Source organism: Streptomyces gamaensis, from assembly GCF_042656465.1.
Classification (GTDB): domain Bacteria; phylum Actinomycetota; class Actinomycetes; order Streptomycetales; family Streptomycetaceae; genus Streptomyces; species Streptomyces gamaensis.
The window spans coordinates 12,603-29,551 of record NZ_JBHSPB010000011.1; the positions used below are offsets into that span (position 1 = coordinate 12,603).

Genomic DNA, 16,949 nt, shown 5'->3' on the forward strand with positions numbered 1-16,949 from the left:
TCCGGCCCTCGCCGTTGACGCGTGAGGGGTCAGGCGCGGGCCGCGTCCACCCCGTACGTCTTGGCGACGTCGTCCAGGACGGAGTTCGCGCCGTACAGCCCCACGGCGAGCATCCACGTGACGTCGTCGACCTCGTGGACCTGGCCCTTGAGCTGCTTCCACAGCGGGTTGGACTGGAACTTCTCCTTGCTCTTCTGCCCCGCGCCCTTGGGGTCGGGGTAGACGGTGACGAAGATGTCGTCCGCGTCGACCTTCTTGATCTGTTCCTCGGAGATGTCGGCGTTGAAGCCGGTGCCCTTGGCGTCCTCGGGCTTGTCGAAGCCGAGGTCCTTCACGATGCCGCCGATGTAGGTGTCCTCCTTGTACAGGCGCGTCGGGCCGTCGAGGAAGCGGACGACGGACACGGAGGGGTTGGACCCCTTCTTCGCGCGGACGCTGTCACCGACGGTCTTCGCGCGCTTGTCGAAGGCGGCGATCTTCTCGTCGGCGAGCTTCTCCTTGCCGAGGGCCTTGCCGACGACCTTGAGGTTGTCCTTCCAGGTGGCGCCGGTGTCCTCGGTGAAGACGGTCGGCGCGATCTGCGACAGCTGCTTGTACAGCTTCTCGTGGCGGACCTTGGCCGAGAGGATCAGATCGGGCTTGAGCGCGTAGATCTTCTCCAGGCTGGGCTCCTCCAGCGTGCCGACGGGGGTGGCCTCGGCCGCGAACTTGGCGGTGTCGCCGCCGAAGTAGGCGGGCAGCTTCTCGTCGGGGGAGGAGAAGGTGGTGTAGCCCACGAGGTTGGACTGCAGGGCCAGGGTGGCGTCGACGAAGGTCATGTCGAGGGCGACCACACGCTTGGGAGCCTTCTTTATCTCCGTCTTGCCCATGGCGTGTTCGACGGTCCGCGGGAAGGCGGCGCCGACGGCGGCCGGGCTCTTGTCGCTCTTGGCGTCCGTATCCTTGTCCGAGCTGCCGCCGCCGCAGGCGGCAGTGGCGAGCAGACCTGCGGTGACGGCGGCGACTCCGACCTGTCGGCGGAAACGGCCGATCCAGCGGGCTCTCATCGGCGGGGGTCCCTTCTGTAGCGCGTTGCACCTCTAAGGATAGGCTCGCCTAAGTATCCAAAATGCGCCGTGGAGGGGATCGTGACCGAAGCGCTACCTGCGCCACCCGTGACGAGACGGACCAGGCAGGTCGCGTCGGACAGGGGAAAAAAGCGGCGAATATGGACAGTTGCCCTGCTGGGGCTGCTGCTGGTGGCGGTCGCGCTGAGCATCGCGCTCGGCGCGGAACCACTCAGTCCGGCACAGGTCTGGCACGGACTGTGGCACGCCTCCGGCCTGGAGGGGGACATCATCGTCCGTTCGCTGCGCCTGCCGAGGACCGTGACCGCGCTCGTCGCCGGTCTGGCGCTGGGCGCCGCCGGGGCGTTGATGCAGGGACACACCCGCAACCCCATCGCCGACCCGGTGGTGCTCGGCATCAGCGCCGGGGCCGGCATGGGGGTCGTGGCCTCGCTGTTCCTCGTCGGCGTCAGCAGCCTGTACGGCTATGTCTGGTTCGGCTTCCTCGGGGCGGCGATCGCCGGAACCGCGGTGTACTCGGTGGGGGCCCTCGCGAAGGGCGGGGCGACACCCGTGACCCTCGCCCTCGCCGGAGCCGCCGCGCACGCGCTGTTCACCGCGCTCACCGCCGGGATGGTGCTCTTCGACCGCCAGGCCCTGGAGACCTACCGGTTCTGGACGGTCGGCTCGGTGAGCGGCCAGCCCCTCCATCTCACGTTGCAGGCGCTGCCGTTCATCGGGGTGGGGCTGCTGCTGGCGGCGCTGAACACCTCGGGACTCAACGCCCTGTCGCTGGGTGAGGACGTGGCGCGGACGCTGGGCGTACGCGTCGGGCTGACCCGGGCCGTCGGGATGGCCGCGATCACGCTGCTGACCGGAACGGCCGTCGCCGTGTGCGGGCCCATCGGGTTCGTCGGACTGGTGGGCACACACATCGCCCGCCACCTCTCCGGCCCCGACTACCGCTGGATCGTCGCCCAGGCGGCGCTGCTCGGCGCGGTCCTGATGCTCACGGCGGACACCCTCGGGCGGCTGGTGGCACGCCCGGGCGAACTTCAGGTGGGCATCATGCTGGCCATCATCGGCGCGCCCGTCTTCATCCATCTGGTGCGCCGCCGCGAGGCGGTGAGGATATGAGCCGTACGGACACCCCGGCCGTGGCCGGAAAGACAGCGGGGAAGACAGCAGGAAAGACAGCGGGAAAGTCAGTGGCCGGAAAGACACTTGTCCCCGGGCGTACGCCCCTGCGGGCCGGTCCCGTCTCCGCCGTGTGGCGGCCGCGCACCCTGCTCGTGCCGCTGCTGGCGCTGGGCCTGCTCTTCCTCGCGGTCGTCGTCGACTGTGCGCGCGGGGACGTGCCCATCCCGGTCGGCGACGTCGCCAAGGCGCTGCTGGGCGGCGGCGACGAGGCCGGCCGCATGGTGGTCACCGAGCTGCGTCTGCCCCGGGCCCTGACCGGGCTGCTGGTCGGCGCGGCGCTCGCGATGGCCGGGGCCATCCTGCAGGGCCTGGCCCGCAACCCCCTTGCCAGCCCGGACGTTCTGGGCATCACGGCGGGGTCGGGGGTGGGTGCGGTGGGCGTCATCGTCCTCGGCGGGGCGAACGGTGCCGTGGGCGGCACGCTGGCGGGCGTCGGCGTTCCCGTCGCCGCGACCGCCGGCGGCCTGCTCGCCGCCGCCGTCGTCTATCTGCTGGCCGTGCGGCGCGGACTGTCGGGCTACCGGGTGCTGCTGGTCGGCGTCGGCGTCAACGCCTTCCTCACCAGCGCGCTGTCCTGGCTGCTGCTCAAGGCCGACATCGTCGACGCCGGGCGCGCCCTGCGGTGGCTCAACGGCAGCCTCAACGGCGCCAACTGGGACACCCTCAAGCCCACGATGTGGGCGCTGCTGGTGCTCATGCCGCTGGCCCTGCTGCTGTCCTTCCCCTTCGGCGCGCTCGTCTTCGACGAGGACACCGCGCGCGGACTGGGCGTACGGATGACGGCGACGCGCGCGGCACTGCTGTTCACGGCCGTGCTGCTGACCGCCGCCGCGACGGCGGCCGCCGGCCCGATCGCGTTCGTCGCCCTGGCGAGCCCGCAGCTCGCCCTGCGGCTGTCGCGCACCGGCGCGCCACCGCTGCTTGCCTCGGCGGTGATCGGCGCGACGGTGACCGTGTGGGCGGACGTCCTGGGGCGGACGGCCTTCGGGAGCGTCGAGCTGCCCGTCGGCATCCTCACCGCGGCGCTGGGCGCCCCCTACCTGCTGTACCTGCTGATCCGGAGCGGAAGGGCCCGTACGTCATGACCGACACCACCCGCATCGCGACCCCGAAGGCTCCGGCCGCGGGCCGCCCCGAAGTGCGGCTGCGCGCGGAGGCGTTGACGCTCTCCTACGGGAACCGCACCGTCGTCCACGCACTCGACCTGGACATTCCGGACGGGACGTTCACGGCGATCATCGGGCCCAACGGCTGCGGGAAGTCCACGCTCCTGCGCGCGTTCGGCCGGCTGATGAAACCCACGGGCGGACAGGTCCTGCTCGACGGCAGGCCCGTCCACCGCATCCCCACGCGGGAGGTCGCCGAACGCGTGGGCCTGCTCCCGCAGTCGCCGGCCGCCCCCGAGGGGCTGAGCGTCGCCGACCTGGTCGCGCGCGGCCGCCATCCGCACCAGAGCTGGTACCGGCGCTGGTCCTCGGACGACGAGAGCGCCGTCGAGGAGGCGCTGCGCGCCACGGGGATGTACGAGCTGGCGGAGCGCACGCTGGACGAGCTCTCCGGCGGGCAGCGGCAGCGCGCCTGGATCGCGATGGCCCTCGCCCAGCGGACGCCGCTGCTGCTGCTGGACGAGCCGACCAACCACCTCGACCTGTCCCACCAGATCGAAGTCCTCGACCTCGTGCGCGAGTTGCACCTGACGACGGGCCGCACCGTGGTCGTGGTCCTGCACGACCTCTCGCTCGCGGCGCGGTACGCGGACCGGCTGGTGGCGATGAAGGACGGGCGCGTGGTCGCCCAGGGCGCGCCCCGGCAGGTGCTGACCGAGGAGCTCGTGCGCGAGGTGTTCGGGCTACGGGCCCGCGTGCGGCTCGACGAGGTGACCGGCGCCCCGCTGGTGATCCCGCTCAGCCGCCACGACGCGCCCTCCGTTGACGGGGCGTGAGGCACCCCACGTCCGCGGGGGTTGCCCTCACAGCGCACTAGGTTAGGCTTACCTAAGTCGGATGGGGGTGGCGAGAAATCGCCCCCCACCACCCGACTGCAGTGCCTGCCAACCCCCGCTCGTGACCGAAGGATTCCCCCATGCTGCGTACTCGTCTCCTCGACCGACAGGCGCAACGTGAGTCCGCTGCCCGCACCTACGCCCGGTCCATCCCCGTGGCGCCCGTCGCCGCCTCCGGCGCGCAGGTGACCGGAGCCGACGGCCGTACGTACCTCGACTGCCTCTCCGGCGCGGGCACCCTCGCCCTCGGCCACAACCACCCCGACGTCGTCGCCGCCCTCCAGCAGGTCCTCGCCTCCGGCGCCCCGCTGCACGCCCTCGACATGATCACCCCGCAGAAGGACGCCTTCAGCGAGGAACTCCTCAAGCGGCTCCCGGGCACCCTCAACCAGCAGGCCAAGCTGCACTTCTGCAGCCCCGCCGGCACCGACGCCGTCGAGGCCGCCCTCAAACTCGCCCGCACCGCCACCGGCCGCCAGGGCGTCTTCGCCTTCACCGGCGCCTACCACGGCATGACCCTGGGCGCCTCCTCCGTCTCCGGCCCCGGCCGCATGCGGCGCGGCCCGGCCGCCTTCGGCCCCGCCGAGGCCCAGCCGGTGACCCGGCTGCCCTACCCCTACGGCTACCGCTGCCCCTTCGGCGTCGGCGCCGAGGAGGCCGGCCGGCTCTCCGCCCGGCTGATGGAGAGCTACATCACCGACCCCAGCAGCGGCGTCGGCAAGCCCGCCGCCGTCATCCTCGAAGTCGTCCAGGGCGAGGGCGGCGTCGTCCCCGGCCCCGACTCCTGGCTGCGCGAGCTGCGCCGCATCACCGCCGAGCACGGCATCCTCCTCGTCATCGACGAGGTGCAGACCGGCATCGGCCGCACCGGCACCTTCTGGGCCTGCGAACGCGCCGGCGTCACCCCCGACATCCTCGTCACCTCCAAGGCCGTCGGCGGCGGACTCCCGCTCGCCCTCATCGCCTACCGCCCCGACCTCGACACCTGGCAGCCCGGCGACCACACCGGCACCTTCCGCGGCAACACCCTCGCCATGGCCGCCGGCGAGGTCACCCTGCGCACGATCGCCGAGCAGCAGCTCGCCGAACACGCCGCGAAGCTCGGCGAGCGCATCCGCGCCGGACTGCGCGAACTCTCTCAGCAGTACCCGCAGTTCGCCGACGTGCGCGGCCGCGGCCTGATGATCGGCGCCGAACTCGTCGACCCCGACGCCGAAGCGGACGAACTCGGCTCCCGCCCCGGCGACCCCGTCTTCGCCCGCGCCCTCCAGGTCGCCTGCCTGGAGCGCGGACTGATCCTCGAACTCGGCGGCCGCGGCGACACCGTACTGCGCCTGCTGCCCCCGCTCGTCCTCACCGACGAGCAGGCCGACTCCGTCCTCGGCCGCATCGCCGAGGCCGCCGCCGAGGCCGCCAAGGGGCGTGCCGCGTGACCGAGATCCGCCCCGACGCCGTCGCCGACCCGGCACAGCCCCACGCCCTGCGCCGCCTCACGGAGATCGCCCTCGACGCGCTCGCCGAGGGCGCCGCCGCCCGCGGCGGCCCGCTGCCCGCCGGCGGCCCCGAGCAGGTGGCCGAGCGCACCCGCGCCCTGTGCTCCCCGGTCCTGCCCGAGGAGGGCCTCGGCGCGGAGGACGCCCTGTACGGGGTGGCGCGCGCCGCCGCCGAGGGCGCCGCCGACCCCTCCGACCCGCACTGCGTGGCCCACCTCCACTGCCCGCCGCTCGCCGTCGCGGCCGCCGCCGACCTGGTGGCCTCCGCGCTCAACCCCTCGATGGACTCCTGGGACCAGGCGCCCGCCGCCGCCGTCATCGAGGAGGACGTCACCGCCGCCCTCGCCCGCCTGGTGTACGCGGGCCGGCCCGGCCCCGACGCGGTCGTCACCTCCGGCGGCACCGAGTCCAACCTCGTGGCCCTGCTGCTGGCCCGGGAACGGGCCCGCGCCACCGGCGCCCGCCCCCTGCAGGTGTTCGTCGGCGCCAACGCCCACCACAGCGTGCGCCGCGCCGCCTGGATGCTCGGCCTGCCCACCCCGGTCCTCGTCGACTGCCCGGGCGGCCGGATGAGCCCCGCCGCCCTGGACCGGGCGCTCGCCGAGAGCGGCGGCGGACCCGCCCTGGTGGTCGCCACGGCCGGCACCACCGACGAGGGCCTGATAGACCCCCTGCCCGAACTCGCCGACGTGGCCCGCACCTTCGGCGCCGAGCTGCACGTGGACGCCGCCTACGGCGGACCCCTGCTGTTCAGCGAACGCCTCGCGCCCCGCCTCGCCGGGATCGAGCACGCGGTGTCGGTCACCTACGACCTGCACAAGCTGGGCTGGCAGCCCGTCGCCGCCGGAGTCCTCGCCGTCGCCGACGCCTCCCTGCTGGAACCGCTGTCGCTGACCGCGGACTACCTCAACGCCGACGACGACACCGAGGCCGGACTGCCGGACCTGCTCGGCCGCTCCATCCGCACCTCGCGCCGCCCCGACGTACTGAAGATCGCCGCGACCCTGCGCGCCCTCGGCCGCCGGGGACTGGCCCGCACCGTCGAGCACTGCGTGGCGACCGCGGCGGACTTCGCCGGCGCCGTCGACGCGCACCCGGCGCTGCGCCGCCGCTCCGGCGAAGTCGGCATCAGCACGGTGCTGTTCCGGCCGGTGGCCGCCGACACGCTCGGCGGCGAGGCCGGTGACGAACTCGTCGCCGCCGTACGGCGCGAACTGCTCGCCGAAGGGCAGGCGGTGCTCGGCCGCGCCCTGGTGCCCGACGACGACGGCACGACGCGACTGTGGCTGAAGGTGACCCTCCTGCACCCGCAGACCACCGCGGACGGGCTCGACACCCTGCTCAAGCTGGTCGCCGAGCGTGCGCGCAGCCGCTGAGCGCTGGGCGGCCGGTACGTCATCTGCGGATGCGTCGTGGCGGCCGCGCCCGCGCGGCGGAGCCGCACCACCCGGCCGTCCCGTGCCCTTCGGGGCGCCACCCGGACGCCACCGGAGCTCGTCGAGCCCGCTGAGCGCGGACGCGCCATGGCTTGGAAAAGCCACCCAGATGAATTAGCTTAGCCTCGCCTAACCTGCCTGGGGTGTCCGGCGGTCACCCCCTCCGACCGCCGGACACCCCGGGCCTCCCAGGGGGAACCATGACCACGAACACCGCCGGTATATCCAGACCGTCCGCAACGAACCCGACCGGCCTGTGCCTTGAGCGATTCGACGGTCCGTCGGCCAGGCACCGCCTCGACGCGTGGGTCCGCGCCTACGAGGACGTCTACGCCCACGCCCTCGCCCTCAGCGACCACAACGACCCCCCGATCGCCGACCGCCTCGCCCGCCACTGCGACCGCCCCGGCTTCGCCCTCGTCGCCGCCTTCGACGGCGAGCAGGTCGCCGGCCTCTCCTACGGCTACACCCTCCCCGAGGACACCCTGTGGTGGGAGGGCCTCACCCCCGAGCCCGCACCGGAGTTCGTCCGCGAACACCCCGCCCGTACCCTCGGCGTCTGCGAAGTCCTCGTCCGCGCCCCCTGGCGGCGCACCGGCATCGGCCGCACCCTGCTGGAGACCCTCCTCGCGGACCGCCCCGAGGAACGCGCCGCCGCCCTCGTCGCCGACGGCAACGACCTCGTCCTCGACCGCTACATCCGCTACGGCTTCACCCCCGTCGGCACGATGGAGCCCTACCCCGGCTGGCGCCCCCACACCATGATCGTGCGCCCCCTGCGCCACCCCTGACCCCACACCCCTTGGCCCCGCACCCCCGTCCCCTCGACCGCAGCAAGGCAGCGCCGTGTCCATAGAACTCCCGCCGTCCGCAGCACCCCGCTCCACCTACCCCCAGGACGTCCTGCCCGAGCGGGTACGGCACCGCCTGCACGAACTCGCCGCCGGCGAGCGCCCATTGGCCGCCTACCTCTACGACGGCGACATCGCCGCCGCCCGCGCCCGCGAACTGCGCGAGGCCCTGCCCGCCTGGGCCGCCGTCTACTACGCGGTCAAGGCCAACTCCTTCCCCGGCGTCATCGAGGCCCTCGCCCCGCACGTCGACGGCTTCGAGGTCGCCTCGCTCTCCGAACTCGCCCTCGCCACCACCGCCAAGCCCGTCCCCTCCGGCACCGTCGCCCCCGTCGTCGCCGCCGGACCGGCCAAGTCCGTGCCCGTCCTGACCGGGCTCGTCGCGGCGGGCGCCGAGGCCATCAACGCCGAGAGCCCCCTGGAGTTGCACCGCATCAGCCGCATCGCCCAGGAGCGCGGCACCACCGCCCGCGTCGCCCTGCGCGTCAACCCCGCGCGGATCCCCGTCACCGGCTCGCTCCACATGGGCGGCGAACCCTCGGCCTTCGGCATCCCCGAGAACGCCGTCGCCGAAGCCGTCCGCACCGCCCAGCAGCTCCCCGGCATCGACCTCATCGGCTTCCACATCCACGCCGCCTCCAACAACCTCGACGCCGGGACCCACGCCGACTACGTGCGCTGGTGCGTCGAATGGAGCGTCGCCACCGCCGCCGAGCACGGCGTCGACCTGCGCCACATCGACGTCGGCGGCGGCATCGGCGTCAACTTCGAGGGCGAGAAACCCTTCGACGTGGCCCGCTTCGGCGAACTCGTCGCCGCCGTCCCCGTCCCCGACGGCGTCAAGGTCGCCCTGGAACCCGGCCGCTTCCTCGTCGCCGACTGCGGCTGGTACGCCGCCGAGATCACCGACGTCAAGCACTCCTACGGCCAGTCCTTCGCCGCCCTGCGCGGCGGCATCAACCACTTCCAGCTCCCCACCTCCTGGGACATCGTCCACAACGTCGCCGTCCTGCCCGTCGACACCTGGCCCGAGGACCTGCCCCGGCCCGCCGCCGAGAACACCCGCGTCACCTTCGTCGGCGAGCTGTGCACCCCCGAGGACACCCTCCTGCGCGACGTGCGCGTCGACCGCGTCCGCGCCGGCGACCTCGCCGTCTTCCCCTACGCGGGCTCCTACGGCTGGGAGTTCGCCATGCACTCCTTCCTCGGCCACCCCGTCGCCGACCGCGTCATGCTCTGACAGCCCCCGCCCCGAAAGCCCCGTGATGACCCTCCCGCCGCACCCGCCCGGACCGGACCCCCTCGACCACCCCGACCCGCTGCGCGCCGCCGACTCCGCCGCCACCGAGACCCTGCTGCGCGCCTACGTCCGCGAGACCGCCACCGAGGTTCCCCCGGCGGGGGAGGAGCTGCTGCTCGAACTGCCCGCCACCGGCCTGCGGCTGAGCGTGCCCGTCCGCTACCGCTCGGCCACCGGCTGGCACCGCTTCGGCGAACCCGTCGTCCTCGGCACCGGAGCGGACACCCCGCCGCCCGCCGACGTCACCCTCGTCGCCTCCGCGGCCGTCCGCGAGTCCACCACCGGCCGGGGCCTGCCCGCCCACCTGGGCACCGACGCCGCCGCCCGCGTCCTGAACTCCGCCGCCCGCGTCGCCGCCCACCTCACCGCCCGCCGCGCGGAGGACGCGAACACCACCGGGGCGACCCCGTTCCTCGACTCCGAACAGGCCCTGCTCCTGGGCCACCCCTTCCACCCCGCGCCCAAGAGCCGCGAGGAGGCCACCGAGGCCGAACTCGCCGCCTATTCACCCGAGCTGCGCGGCTCCTTCGCCCTGTACTGGTTCGCCGCCCACCCCGACATCGTCGTCGGCGAGAGCTGGGACCGGGGCGACGTCGCCGACGTGCTGCGCCCCCTCGCCGACGGCGTCGCCGTCCCCGAGGGCATGGTGCCCGTACCGGCACACCCCTGGCAGGCCCGCGAGATCACCGGCCGCCCCGAGGTCCGCGAACTCATCGACGGCGGACTGCTGATCCCCCTCGGCCCCGGCGGCGCCCCCTGGCACCCCACCTCCTCGGTCCGCACCGTCCAGCGCCCCGACGCCGACGTGATGCTCAAACTCTCCCTGGGCATGCGCATCACCAACTCCCGCCGCAACAACCTGCGCGGCGAGATGTGCCTCGGCGTCAGCGCGGCCCGGCTGCTGGCCGCCGGACCCGCCGACTGGCTGCGCGCCGAACACCCCGACTTCGCGATCCTGCGCGACTTCGCCTGGATCTCCGCCGGAACCTCCGGCGCCGAGACCGGCCTTGAGACCGCGATCCGCGACAACCCCTTCCACGGCGACGGCCGCGAGGGACTCTGTGTGGCCGGCCTGCTCGCCGAGCGCACCGGCCCCGGCGACGGGACCGCCCCCCGCCACCGCTCGCTGCTCGCCGAGTCCGTCGAGCGCGCCTCCCTCACTCACGAGACCTCCGTCGCCGAGGCCGCCGCCCGCTGGCTCGAACGCTACCTCGACGTCCTCGCCGTCCCCCTGATCCGGCTCCAGGCCCGCTACGGCATCGCCCTCGAACCGCACCACCAGAACACCCTCGTCGCCCTCGGCGCCGACGGACTGCCCGACTTCGGCTGGTACCGCGACAGCCAGGGCTACTACCTCACCCGCTCCCGCGCCGCCGACATCGAGCAGCTGCTGCCCGGCGCGACCGACGGCGTCGAGCTCGTCTTCGACGACGCCTTCGTCGACGAACGCGTCGGCTACTACCTGTACATCAGCAACCTGCTCGGCCTGATCGGCGCCATGGGCGCCCAGGGCCTGGCCGACGAGCACGACCTGCTGGCCGTCCTGCGCACCCGGCTGGAGAAGCTGCGCGCCGCCGAACCCGGCGCGAAGAGCCTGCTGGACCTGCTGCTGGAAGCCCCGGTGCTGCGCTGCAAGGGCAACTACCTCACCTGCGTGGACGGGCTCGACGAACTCGTCGGCGACGTACACACCCAGTCCGTCTACATCGACCTTCCCAACCCCCTCGCGGAGGACCGGCGTTGAGCACCCACACCCCCTACGACCTCGTCGGCGTCGGTATCGGCCCGTTCAACCTGTCGCTCGCCGCCCTCGCGGACGGCGTCGACGGCCTCGACGCCCTCTTCCTCGACGCGAAACCCGCGTTCTCCTGGCACCCCGGCCTGCTCATGGAGGGCACCACCCTCCAAGTGCCCTTCCTCGCCGACCTGGTGACCATGGCCGACCCCACCAGCCCCTGGTCCTACCTGAACTACCTGCGCTCGCACCGGCGCATGTTCCCGTTCTTCTTCTCCGAGCGCTTCCTCATCCCGCGCCGCGAGTACGACCACTACTGCCGCTGGGTCGCCGAACACCTCCCCTCCTGCCGCTTCGACGCCCGCGTCACCGCCGTCGAATGGGACGAGAGCGCCGACGCCTTCGCCGTCACCCACCGCTCCGCCGACGGCACCACCGGCCGCGTCCTGGCCCGCCAGGTCGTCCTCGGCGTCGGCACGAACCCCGTCGTGCCCGAGGCCCTGCGGCCCCTGCTCACCGAGGAACACCGCGGCCGCGTCCTGCACAGCGCCGACTACCGCACCCACCGCGAGAGCCTCGCCGCCCTCGACGACGTCACCGTCATCGGCGCCGGCCAGTCCGGCGCCGAGGTCCTCCTCGACCTGATCCGCCGTCAGGACGGCCAGGGCCGGGGCGGCCCGTACACCCGCTGGCTCGCCCGCACCCCCGCCTTCGCGCCCATGGAGTACTCCAAGATCGGCCTGGAGCACTTCACCCCCGACTACATCCACTACTTCCGCGCCCTGCCCGAGGAGCGCCGCGAACAGCTCGTGCGCGAACAGTGGCAGCTGTACAAGGGCGTCAGCGCCGCCACCCTCGGCGAGATCCACGACGAGCTGTACGAGCGCACCATCGGCGGCGGCCGCCCGCGCGCCGACCTGCACCCCGGGACCGCGGTGCGCGCCGTCGAGACCGACGGCGACGGCTACCTGCTCACCTGTCACCACGCCCAGCAGGACAGCGAGTTCACCGTCCGCACCTCCGCGATCGTCGCCGCCACCGGCTACGCCGCGACCCGCCCCGCCTTCCTCGACGCGATGGGCGAGCTCGTCGACTGGGACGAGCGGCAGCGCTACCGCGTCGACGGCGACTACCGCGTCGCCCTCGACCCGCGCGTCGGCGGCAGCCTGTACGTACAGAACGCCGAGACGCACACGCACGGCGTCGGCGCCCCCGACCTGACCCTCGGCGCCTGGCGCGCCGCGAAGATCCTCAACGCGGTGTGCGGGCGCACCGTACTGGACGTGCCCGAGCAGACCGCCTGGACCACCTTCGGCGCCCCGCGCACCGCCCCCGCCCACCAGGACGGTCCGTACACCGCCGAGCGGCAGCCGGATCCGATCGGCAGCCCGTCGTGACCGTGGCCCACCCGGCGACGGCACGGCGCGGACTGCCGCTGCGGGCCGTCCTCATCGCGGTGATCGCGCTCTACCTCATCGCCGAGACCGCCCTCGCCCCGTTCCTGCCCCAGCTCTTCGCGCACCTCTACGGCATCGACGACCCCGGCGCCACGGGCCTGTACCTGTGGGTCTGCCGGATCGTCGGCCTGATCGCCCTGCCGCTGTGGGGGCTCGCGGCCCGCCGCCGCCCCCTGCACCAGCTCGTCGTGACCGGACTGTGCGCGGCGGCCGTCGTGGACGTCCTGCTGGGCTTCGCACCCAGCTACACCGCCTTCACCGCCCTGTCGGCGGCCTCCGTCGCCGCCAACGCCGCGCTGCTGCTGGCCTATCCGGCGTTCATCGCCGAGCACACCCGCAAGGCCGCGGAGGAGCAGAGCGACGCCGAGCACGCCGAACTGGCCGCCGTACGCTCCATCGTCGTCGTCTTCCACGTCGCCGCCGTCGCCGCGACCCTGGTCGGCGCGGGCGTCCTCGCCCTGCCCGACCCGCGCCTGGGCGTCTCCGGCTTCGCCGTCGTCGACGTGCTGCTCGCCGCGCTGATCGTGCGCGTCCTGCGCCGGCTCCCGGACGAACGCAAGCAGCAGAAACCTTCCACCGCCCCGGTGCGGCAGCGCGGCGGCCGCCGCTGGTGGCTGCTGCTGGCCCAGGCCGCCGTGATCGGCGTCGCCTTCGACTTCGCCATCGCGGTCGCCCGCCCCTTCTTCACCGAACTCGCCGAGGGCATGGGCAGCGGCTCCATCGGCGGCGCCGTGCTCTTCTTCCTGCCGTCCCTCGCGGCCCTCGCCGTCCTGCCCGCCTCCCGCCACTGCCACGACCGGTACGGCCACCGGCTGCTGCCGGCCGCCGCCGTCGTGTGCGCGGCGGGCTTCGTCTGGCAGTACCTCGCCGACGGGCTCGTCCCCCTCGTGTGCGGCCGCCTCCTCGCCGGCGTGGGCCTCGGACTGCTCCAAGTCGCCGTGGAAATGCGCATGTTCCACTCCACGGGCACCGCCGGACCCGCCTTCACCGCCGTGGAGACCGTCCGCTCGGCCGGCCTCCTCGCCGCCCCGCTCGTCTCGGCCGCCGCCGTCACCCACGACCTGGCCCTGCCCCTGACGATCGCCGCCGCCGCCCTGGGCTGCGTCGCCGCCGCCTCCCTCCTGCGGGCCGCCGCCCCCGCCCCGGCCCGTACCGGCCCGCCCCCGGCCCCCGCCGCCCCCGAACGTCCCGTCACTGTCCCCGCCAAGGAGTACGACCGATGAACGCCACCCGTCAGACCTGGGCCGAGGCAGGACGCCGACTGCTGATCAAGGCCGTCGAGGAGTTCGCCTACGAGGAACTCCTCACCCCCAAGCCCGACGAGACGGCCGGCGAGGACGCCTGGCGGCTCGACTTCGACGGCGGCGCGCACTGGACGTTCCACGCCGCGCGCGGCACCTTCGGCACCTGGCGCCTGGCCGGTCCGCCCGTACGCCACCCCGCCCCCGAGGACGGCGAGGCCGGCCCCGAGCGCTTCCTCCTCGACGCCCGGGGCGTGCTCGGCTGGGACGGCCCCACCACCGCCGAGGTCCTGCGCGAGCTGACCGCGACCCGCCGCACCGACGCCGTCTCCCTCGCCCGCGCCCTGCCCGCAGCACAGCTCGCCGACCTCGACCACCTCGACCTGGAGGCGCACCAGGACGGCCACCCCTGCATGCTCCTCAACAAGGGCCGCCTCGGCTTCTCCGCCGCCGACGCCGCCGCCTACGCGCCCGAGACCGCCGACGCCGTCCATCTGACCTGGGTCGCCGTCCACACCAGCCTCGCCGCCTACTCCGGCGTGCCCGGCCTCGACGCCGGAACGCTGCTGCGCGAGGAACTCGACGAGGACGTCCGCGAGCGCTTCACCCGCGCCCTGGAGCAGGCCTGCGCCCAAAGCCCCTACGCGGCCGACGACTTCGTGTGGCTGCCCGTCCACCCCTTCCACTGGGACGAGGCCGTCGAGACCCTCTTCGCCTCCTACCTCGCCGAAGGCCGCATCGTCCGGCTCGGCGAGAGCCCCGACCGCTACCGCCCCCTGCAGTCGATCCGCACCCTCGCCAACCTCGACCACCCGCACCGCCGCAACGTCAAGGTGCCCCTCCTCATCCGCAACACCCTGGTGTGGCGCGGACTGAAGACCGAGCCCACCCACGCCGCCCCCGACGTCAGCGCCTGGCTGCACGGCATCCGCGCCGACGACCCCTACCTGAGCGAGGAACTGCGCTTCCACCCGCTCGGCGAGGTCGCCGCCGTCAGCGTCGCCCACCCCCTGTACGACGCCGTCGAGGACGCCCCCTACCGCTTCCACGAACTCCTCGGCGCCGTCTGGCGCGAACCCGTCGGCGCCCTCCTTCGCGACGGCGAACAGGCCCGCACCATGGCCGCCCTCCTCAAGACCGGCTCCGACGGCCGCGCCCTGGTCACCGAACTCGTCGACCGCTCGGGCCTGGAGGCCCGCGCCTGGCTGGAGCGCTTCCTGGCCGCCCTGCTGCCCGGCCTGCTGCACTACCTCTACCGCTACGGCACCGCCTTCTGCCCCCACGGCGAGAACACCGTCGTCCTCTACGACGCCCACGACATCCCCCTCGGCATCGCCGTCAAGGACTTCGCCGAGGACGTCAACCTCCTGCCGGAGAACCGCCCCGAGTACGCGTCCCTCACCGAACGCGCCGACCGCATCCTGCTGCGCTGGCCCGCCCACGAGCTCGCCCACTCCCTGCTCAGCGCCGTCTTCGCCGGACACTTCCGCTTCTTCGCCCCGCTCGTGGCCGAACACCTCGACGTGCCCGAGACCACCTTCTGGGCCCTGGTCCGCGCCGAGATCGACCGCTACCACGCCCGCTTCCCCGAACTCGCCGACCGCGCCGCCGACTTCGGCCTCCTCGCCGCCGACTTCGACCGCGTCGCCCTCAACCGCGAACAGCTCCTGGGCGGCGGCTTCCACGACCGCGCCGAGAAGGACGAGGGCTTCGACGTCGTCCACGGCCGCGTCGCCAACCCGCTCGCCACGACCGGGGAGGACAAGTGACCCCGAACACCCCCGCGCACACCCCCGCCTTCGACCGGCTGCGCACCGAGGCCGCGGCCGGACGCCTCGACGAGGTCGTCGTCGCCGTCCCCGACCTCCAGGGCCGCCTCCAGGGCAGCCGCCTGGCCGCCCCCTACTTCCTCGACGAGGCCGCCGCCAACGGCTTCAACGCCTGCGTCTACCTCCTGGCCACCGACGCCGAGATGAACACCGGCCCCGGCTACGCCATCGACGCCTGGCAGTCCGGCTTCGGCGACTTTGTCCTGCGCCCCGACGCCGGCACCGTCCGCACCCCCGGCTGGGACCCCGGCACCGCCGTCGTCCTCGCCGACGCGCACTGGCCCGGCGGCGCCCCCGTACGCGTCGCCCCCCGCCGCGTCCTGCGCGAACAGCTCGACCGGCTCGCCGCCCGAGGCCTGGCCGCCTTCGCCGGCACCGAGCTGGAGTTCCTCGTCTTCGACGACTCCTACGCCACCGCCTGGGAGAACCACTACCACGACCTGAAACCCGCCACCCGCTACAACGTCGACTACTCCCTCCAGGGCCTCGACGGCATCGAACCCCTCGTCCGCCGCATCCGCCGCGAGATGACCGCCGCCGGACTGCGCATGGAGACCGCGCGCGCCGAGGTCCACCCCGGCCAGTACGAGATCGTCTTCCGCTACGACGAGGCGATGACGACCTGCGACAACCACGTCTTCTTCAAGAACGGCGTCAAGCAGATCGCCGCACAGGAAGGCCGCGCCGTCACCTTCATGCCCAAGTTCGATGCGGGCGAAGGCAATTCCTGCCACATCCACCTCTCCCTGCGCGGCACCGACGGCACCCCCGTCCTCGCCGACGCACAGGCCGAGGACGGCATGTCGGACCTCATGCGGCACTTCATCGCCGGACAGCTCGCCTGCCTCGCCGACTTCACCCTGCTGATGGCCCCCAACATCAACTCCTACAAGCGGCTGCGCCCCGGCGCCTTCGCGCCGACGGGCATCGGCTGGGGCCGCGACAACCGCACCTGCCCCGTGCGCGTCGTCGGCACCGGCTCCTCCCTGCGCATCGAGCACCGCGTGCCCGGCGGCGACGCCAACCCCTACCTCGCGGTGGCCGCCGTCATCGCCGCCGGCCTGTACGGCATCGAGAACGAACTGCCGCTGCCCGAACCCCACGCCTCCAACGCCCTCGCCGACCCGGCCGTCCCCCGGCTGCCCGGCACCCTCACCGAGGCCCTGCGCCGCTGGGAGCACAGCGAGACCGCCGCGAAGGCCTTCGGCGAGGACGTCGTCGGACACCTCGCCACGGCGGCGCGTGCCGAACTGGAGGCATTCGAGAGCGCGGTGACGGACTGGGAGCGGGTGCGGGGGTTCGAGCGGCTGTAACGGCTGTCACCACTGTCTCCGCTGTCACCGCTGCCGTGGCGGTCGA

13 protein-coding genes are annotated in these 16,949 nt (G+C 73.5%); 12 read left to right on the forward strand and 1 reads right to left on the reverse strand.

The genetic code is table 11. From position 1 onward, the window contains the following. Positions 1–29 precede the first annotated feature (29 nt). The gene (locus tag ACFP1Z_RS18815) at positions 30–1,046 is read right to left on the reverse strand and encodes an ABC transporter substrate-binding protein (RefSeq protein WP_390317606.1); all 1,017 of its coding nucleotides are present in this window, start codon (positions 1,044–1,046) and stop codon (positions 30–32) included. Positions 1,047–1,154: 108 nt separating this feature from the next. Between ACFP1Z_RS18815 and ACFP1Z_RS18820 the strand changes: the two genes are divergently transcribed. From ACFP1Z_RS18820 to ACFP1Z_RS18875, 12 genes are all read left to right on the forward strand, one after another. Continuing rightward, a complete protein-coding gene (locus ACFP1Z_RS18820; RefSeq protein WP_390317607.1) occupies positions 1,155–2,183 on the forward strand; it encodes a FecCD family ABC transporter permease in 1,029 nt (342 codons plus the stop codon). A gap of 71 nt (positions 2,184–2,254) precedes the next feature. Further along, positions 2,255–3,331: a FecCD family ABC transporter permease gene (locus ACFP1Z_RS18825; RefSeq protein ID WP_390317608.1), complete on the forward strand. Its 1,077-nt coding sequence runs from the start codon at positions 2,255–2,257 to the stop codon at positions 3,329–3,331. Beyond that, the gene (locus tag ACFP1Z_RS18830; RefSeq protein ID WP_390317609.1) at positions 3,328–4,188 is read left to right on the forward strand and encodes an ABC transporter ATP-binding protein; all 861 of its coding nucleotides are present in this window, start codon (positions 3,328–3,330) and stop codon (positions 4,186–4,188) included. Before ACFP1Z_RS18825 ends, ACFP1Z_RS18830 begins: the two co-directional genes overlap by 4 nt. Positions 4,189–4,328: 140 nt before the next feature. Next, positions 4,329–5,681 (forward strand): diaminobutyrate--2-oxoglutarate transaminase family protein, encoded by a 1,353-nt coding sequence (locus tag ACFP1Z_RS18835; RefSeq protein ID WP_390317610.1) that lies wholly within the window; start codon positions 4,329–4,331, stop codon positions 5,679–5,681. After that, the gene (locus ACFP1Z_RS18840; RefSeq protein WP_390317611.1) at positions 5,678–7,117 is read left to right on the forward strand and encodes a pyridoxal phosphate-dependent decarboxylase family protein; all 1,440 of its coding nucleotides are present in this window, start codon (positions 5,678–5,680) and stop codon (positions 7,115–7,117) included. Before ACFP1Z_RS18835 ends, ACFP1Z_RS18840 begins: the two co-directional genes overlap by 4 nt. Before the next feature lie 260 nt (positions 7,118–7,377). Then, entirely contained in the window at positions 7,378–7,968 is a 591-nt protein-coding gene (locus ACFP1Z_RS18845; RefSeq protein ID WP_390317612.1) for a GNAT family N-acetyltransferase, read from the forward strand. A gap of 55 nt (positions 7,969–8,023) precedes the next feature. After that, positions 8,024–9,268 (forward strand): alanine racemase, encoded by a 1,245-nt coding sequence (locus ACFP1Z_RS18850; protein ID WP_390317613.1) that lies wholly within the window; start codon positions 8,024–8,026, stop codon positions 9,266–9,268. A 25-nt stretch (positions 9,269–9,293) separates the two neighbouring features. After that, positions 9,294–11,072 carry an IucA/IucC family protein gene (locus ACFP1Z_RS18855; protein ID WP_390317614.1) on the forward strand — a complete coding sequence of 593 codons (1,779 nt, stop codon included), beginning with the start codon at positions 9,294–9,296 and terminating at the stop codon, positions 11,070–11,072. Then, positions 11,069–12,460, forward strand: a complete 1,392-nt coding sequence (locus tag ACFP1Z_RS18860; protein WP_390317615.1) for a lysine N(6)-hydroxylase/L-ornithine N(5)-oxygenase family protein — start codon at positions 11,069–11,071, stop codon at positions 12,458–12,460. The genes ACFP1Z_RS18855 and ACFP1Z_RS18860 overlap by 4 nt, the downstream gene beginning before the upstream one ends. After that, positions 12,457–13,743 (forward strand): MFS transporter, encoded by a 1,287-nt coding sequence (locus tag ACFP1Z_RS18865; protein ID WP_390317616.1) that lies wholly within the window; start codon positions 12,457–12,459, stop codon positions 13,741–13,743. The genes ACFP1Z_RS18860 and ACFP1Z_RS18865 overlap by 4 nt, the downstream gene beginning before the upstream one ends. Further along, positions 13,740–15,530 (forward strand): IucA/IucC family protein, encoded by a 1,791-nt coding sequence (locus ACFP1Z_RS18870; protein WP_390317617.1) that lies wholly within the window; start codon positions 13,740–13,742, stop codon positions 15,528–15,530. Before ACFP1Z_RS18865 ends, ACFP1Z_RS18870 begins: the two co-directional genes overlap by 4 nt. Next, positions 15,527–16,903 (forward strand): glutamine synthetase family protein, encoded by a 1,377-nt coding sequence (locus ACFP1Z_RS18875; protein ID WP_390317618.1) that lies wholly within the window; start codon positions 15,527–15,529, stop codon positions 16,901–16,903. Before ACFP1Z_RS18870 ends, ACFP1Z_RS18875 begins: the two co-directional genes overlap by 4 nt. Positions 16,904–16,949: the final 46 nt, after the last annotated feature.

Excerpts from the sequence above, each read along its gene's own strand:
- ACFP1Z_RS18835 (WP_390317610.1), top strand. The coding sequence starts at position 4,329 with ATGCTGCGTACTCGTCTCCTCGACCGACAGGCGCAACGTGAGTCCGCT.
- ACFP1Z_RS18855 (WP_390317614.1), top strand. The coding sequence starts at position 9,294 with ATGACCCTCCCGCCGCACCCGCCCGGACCGGACCCCCTCGACCACCCC.
- ACFP1Z_RS18830 (WP_390317609.1), top strand. The coding sequence starts at position 3,328 with ATGACCGACACCACCCGCATCGCGACCCCGAAGGCTCCGGCCGCGGGC.
- ACFP1Z_RS18845 (WP_390317612.1), top strand. The coding sequence starts at position 7,378 with ATGACCACGAACACCGCCGGTATATCCAGACCGTCCGCAACGAACCCG.
- ACFP1Z_RS18815 (WP_390317606.1), bottom strand. The coding sequence starts at position 1,046 with ATGAGAGCCCGCTGGATCGGCCGTTTCCGCCGACAGGTCGGAGTCGCC.
- ACFP1Z_RS18870 (WP_390317617.1), top strand. The coding sequence starts at position 13,740 with ATGAACGCCACCCGTCAGACCTGGGCCGAGGCAGGACGCCGACTGCTG.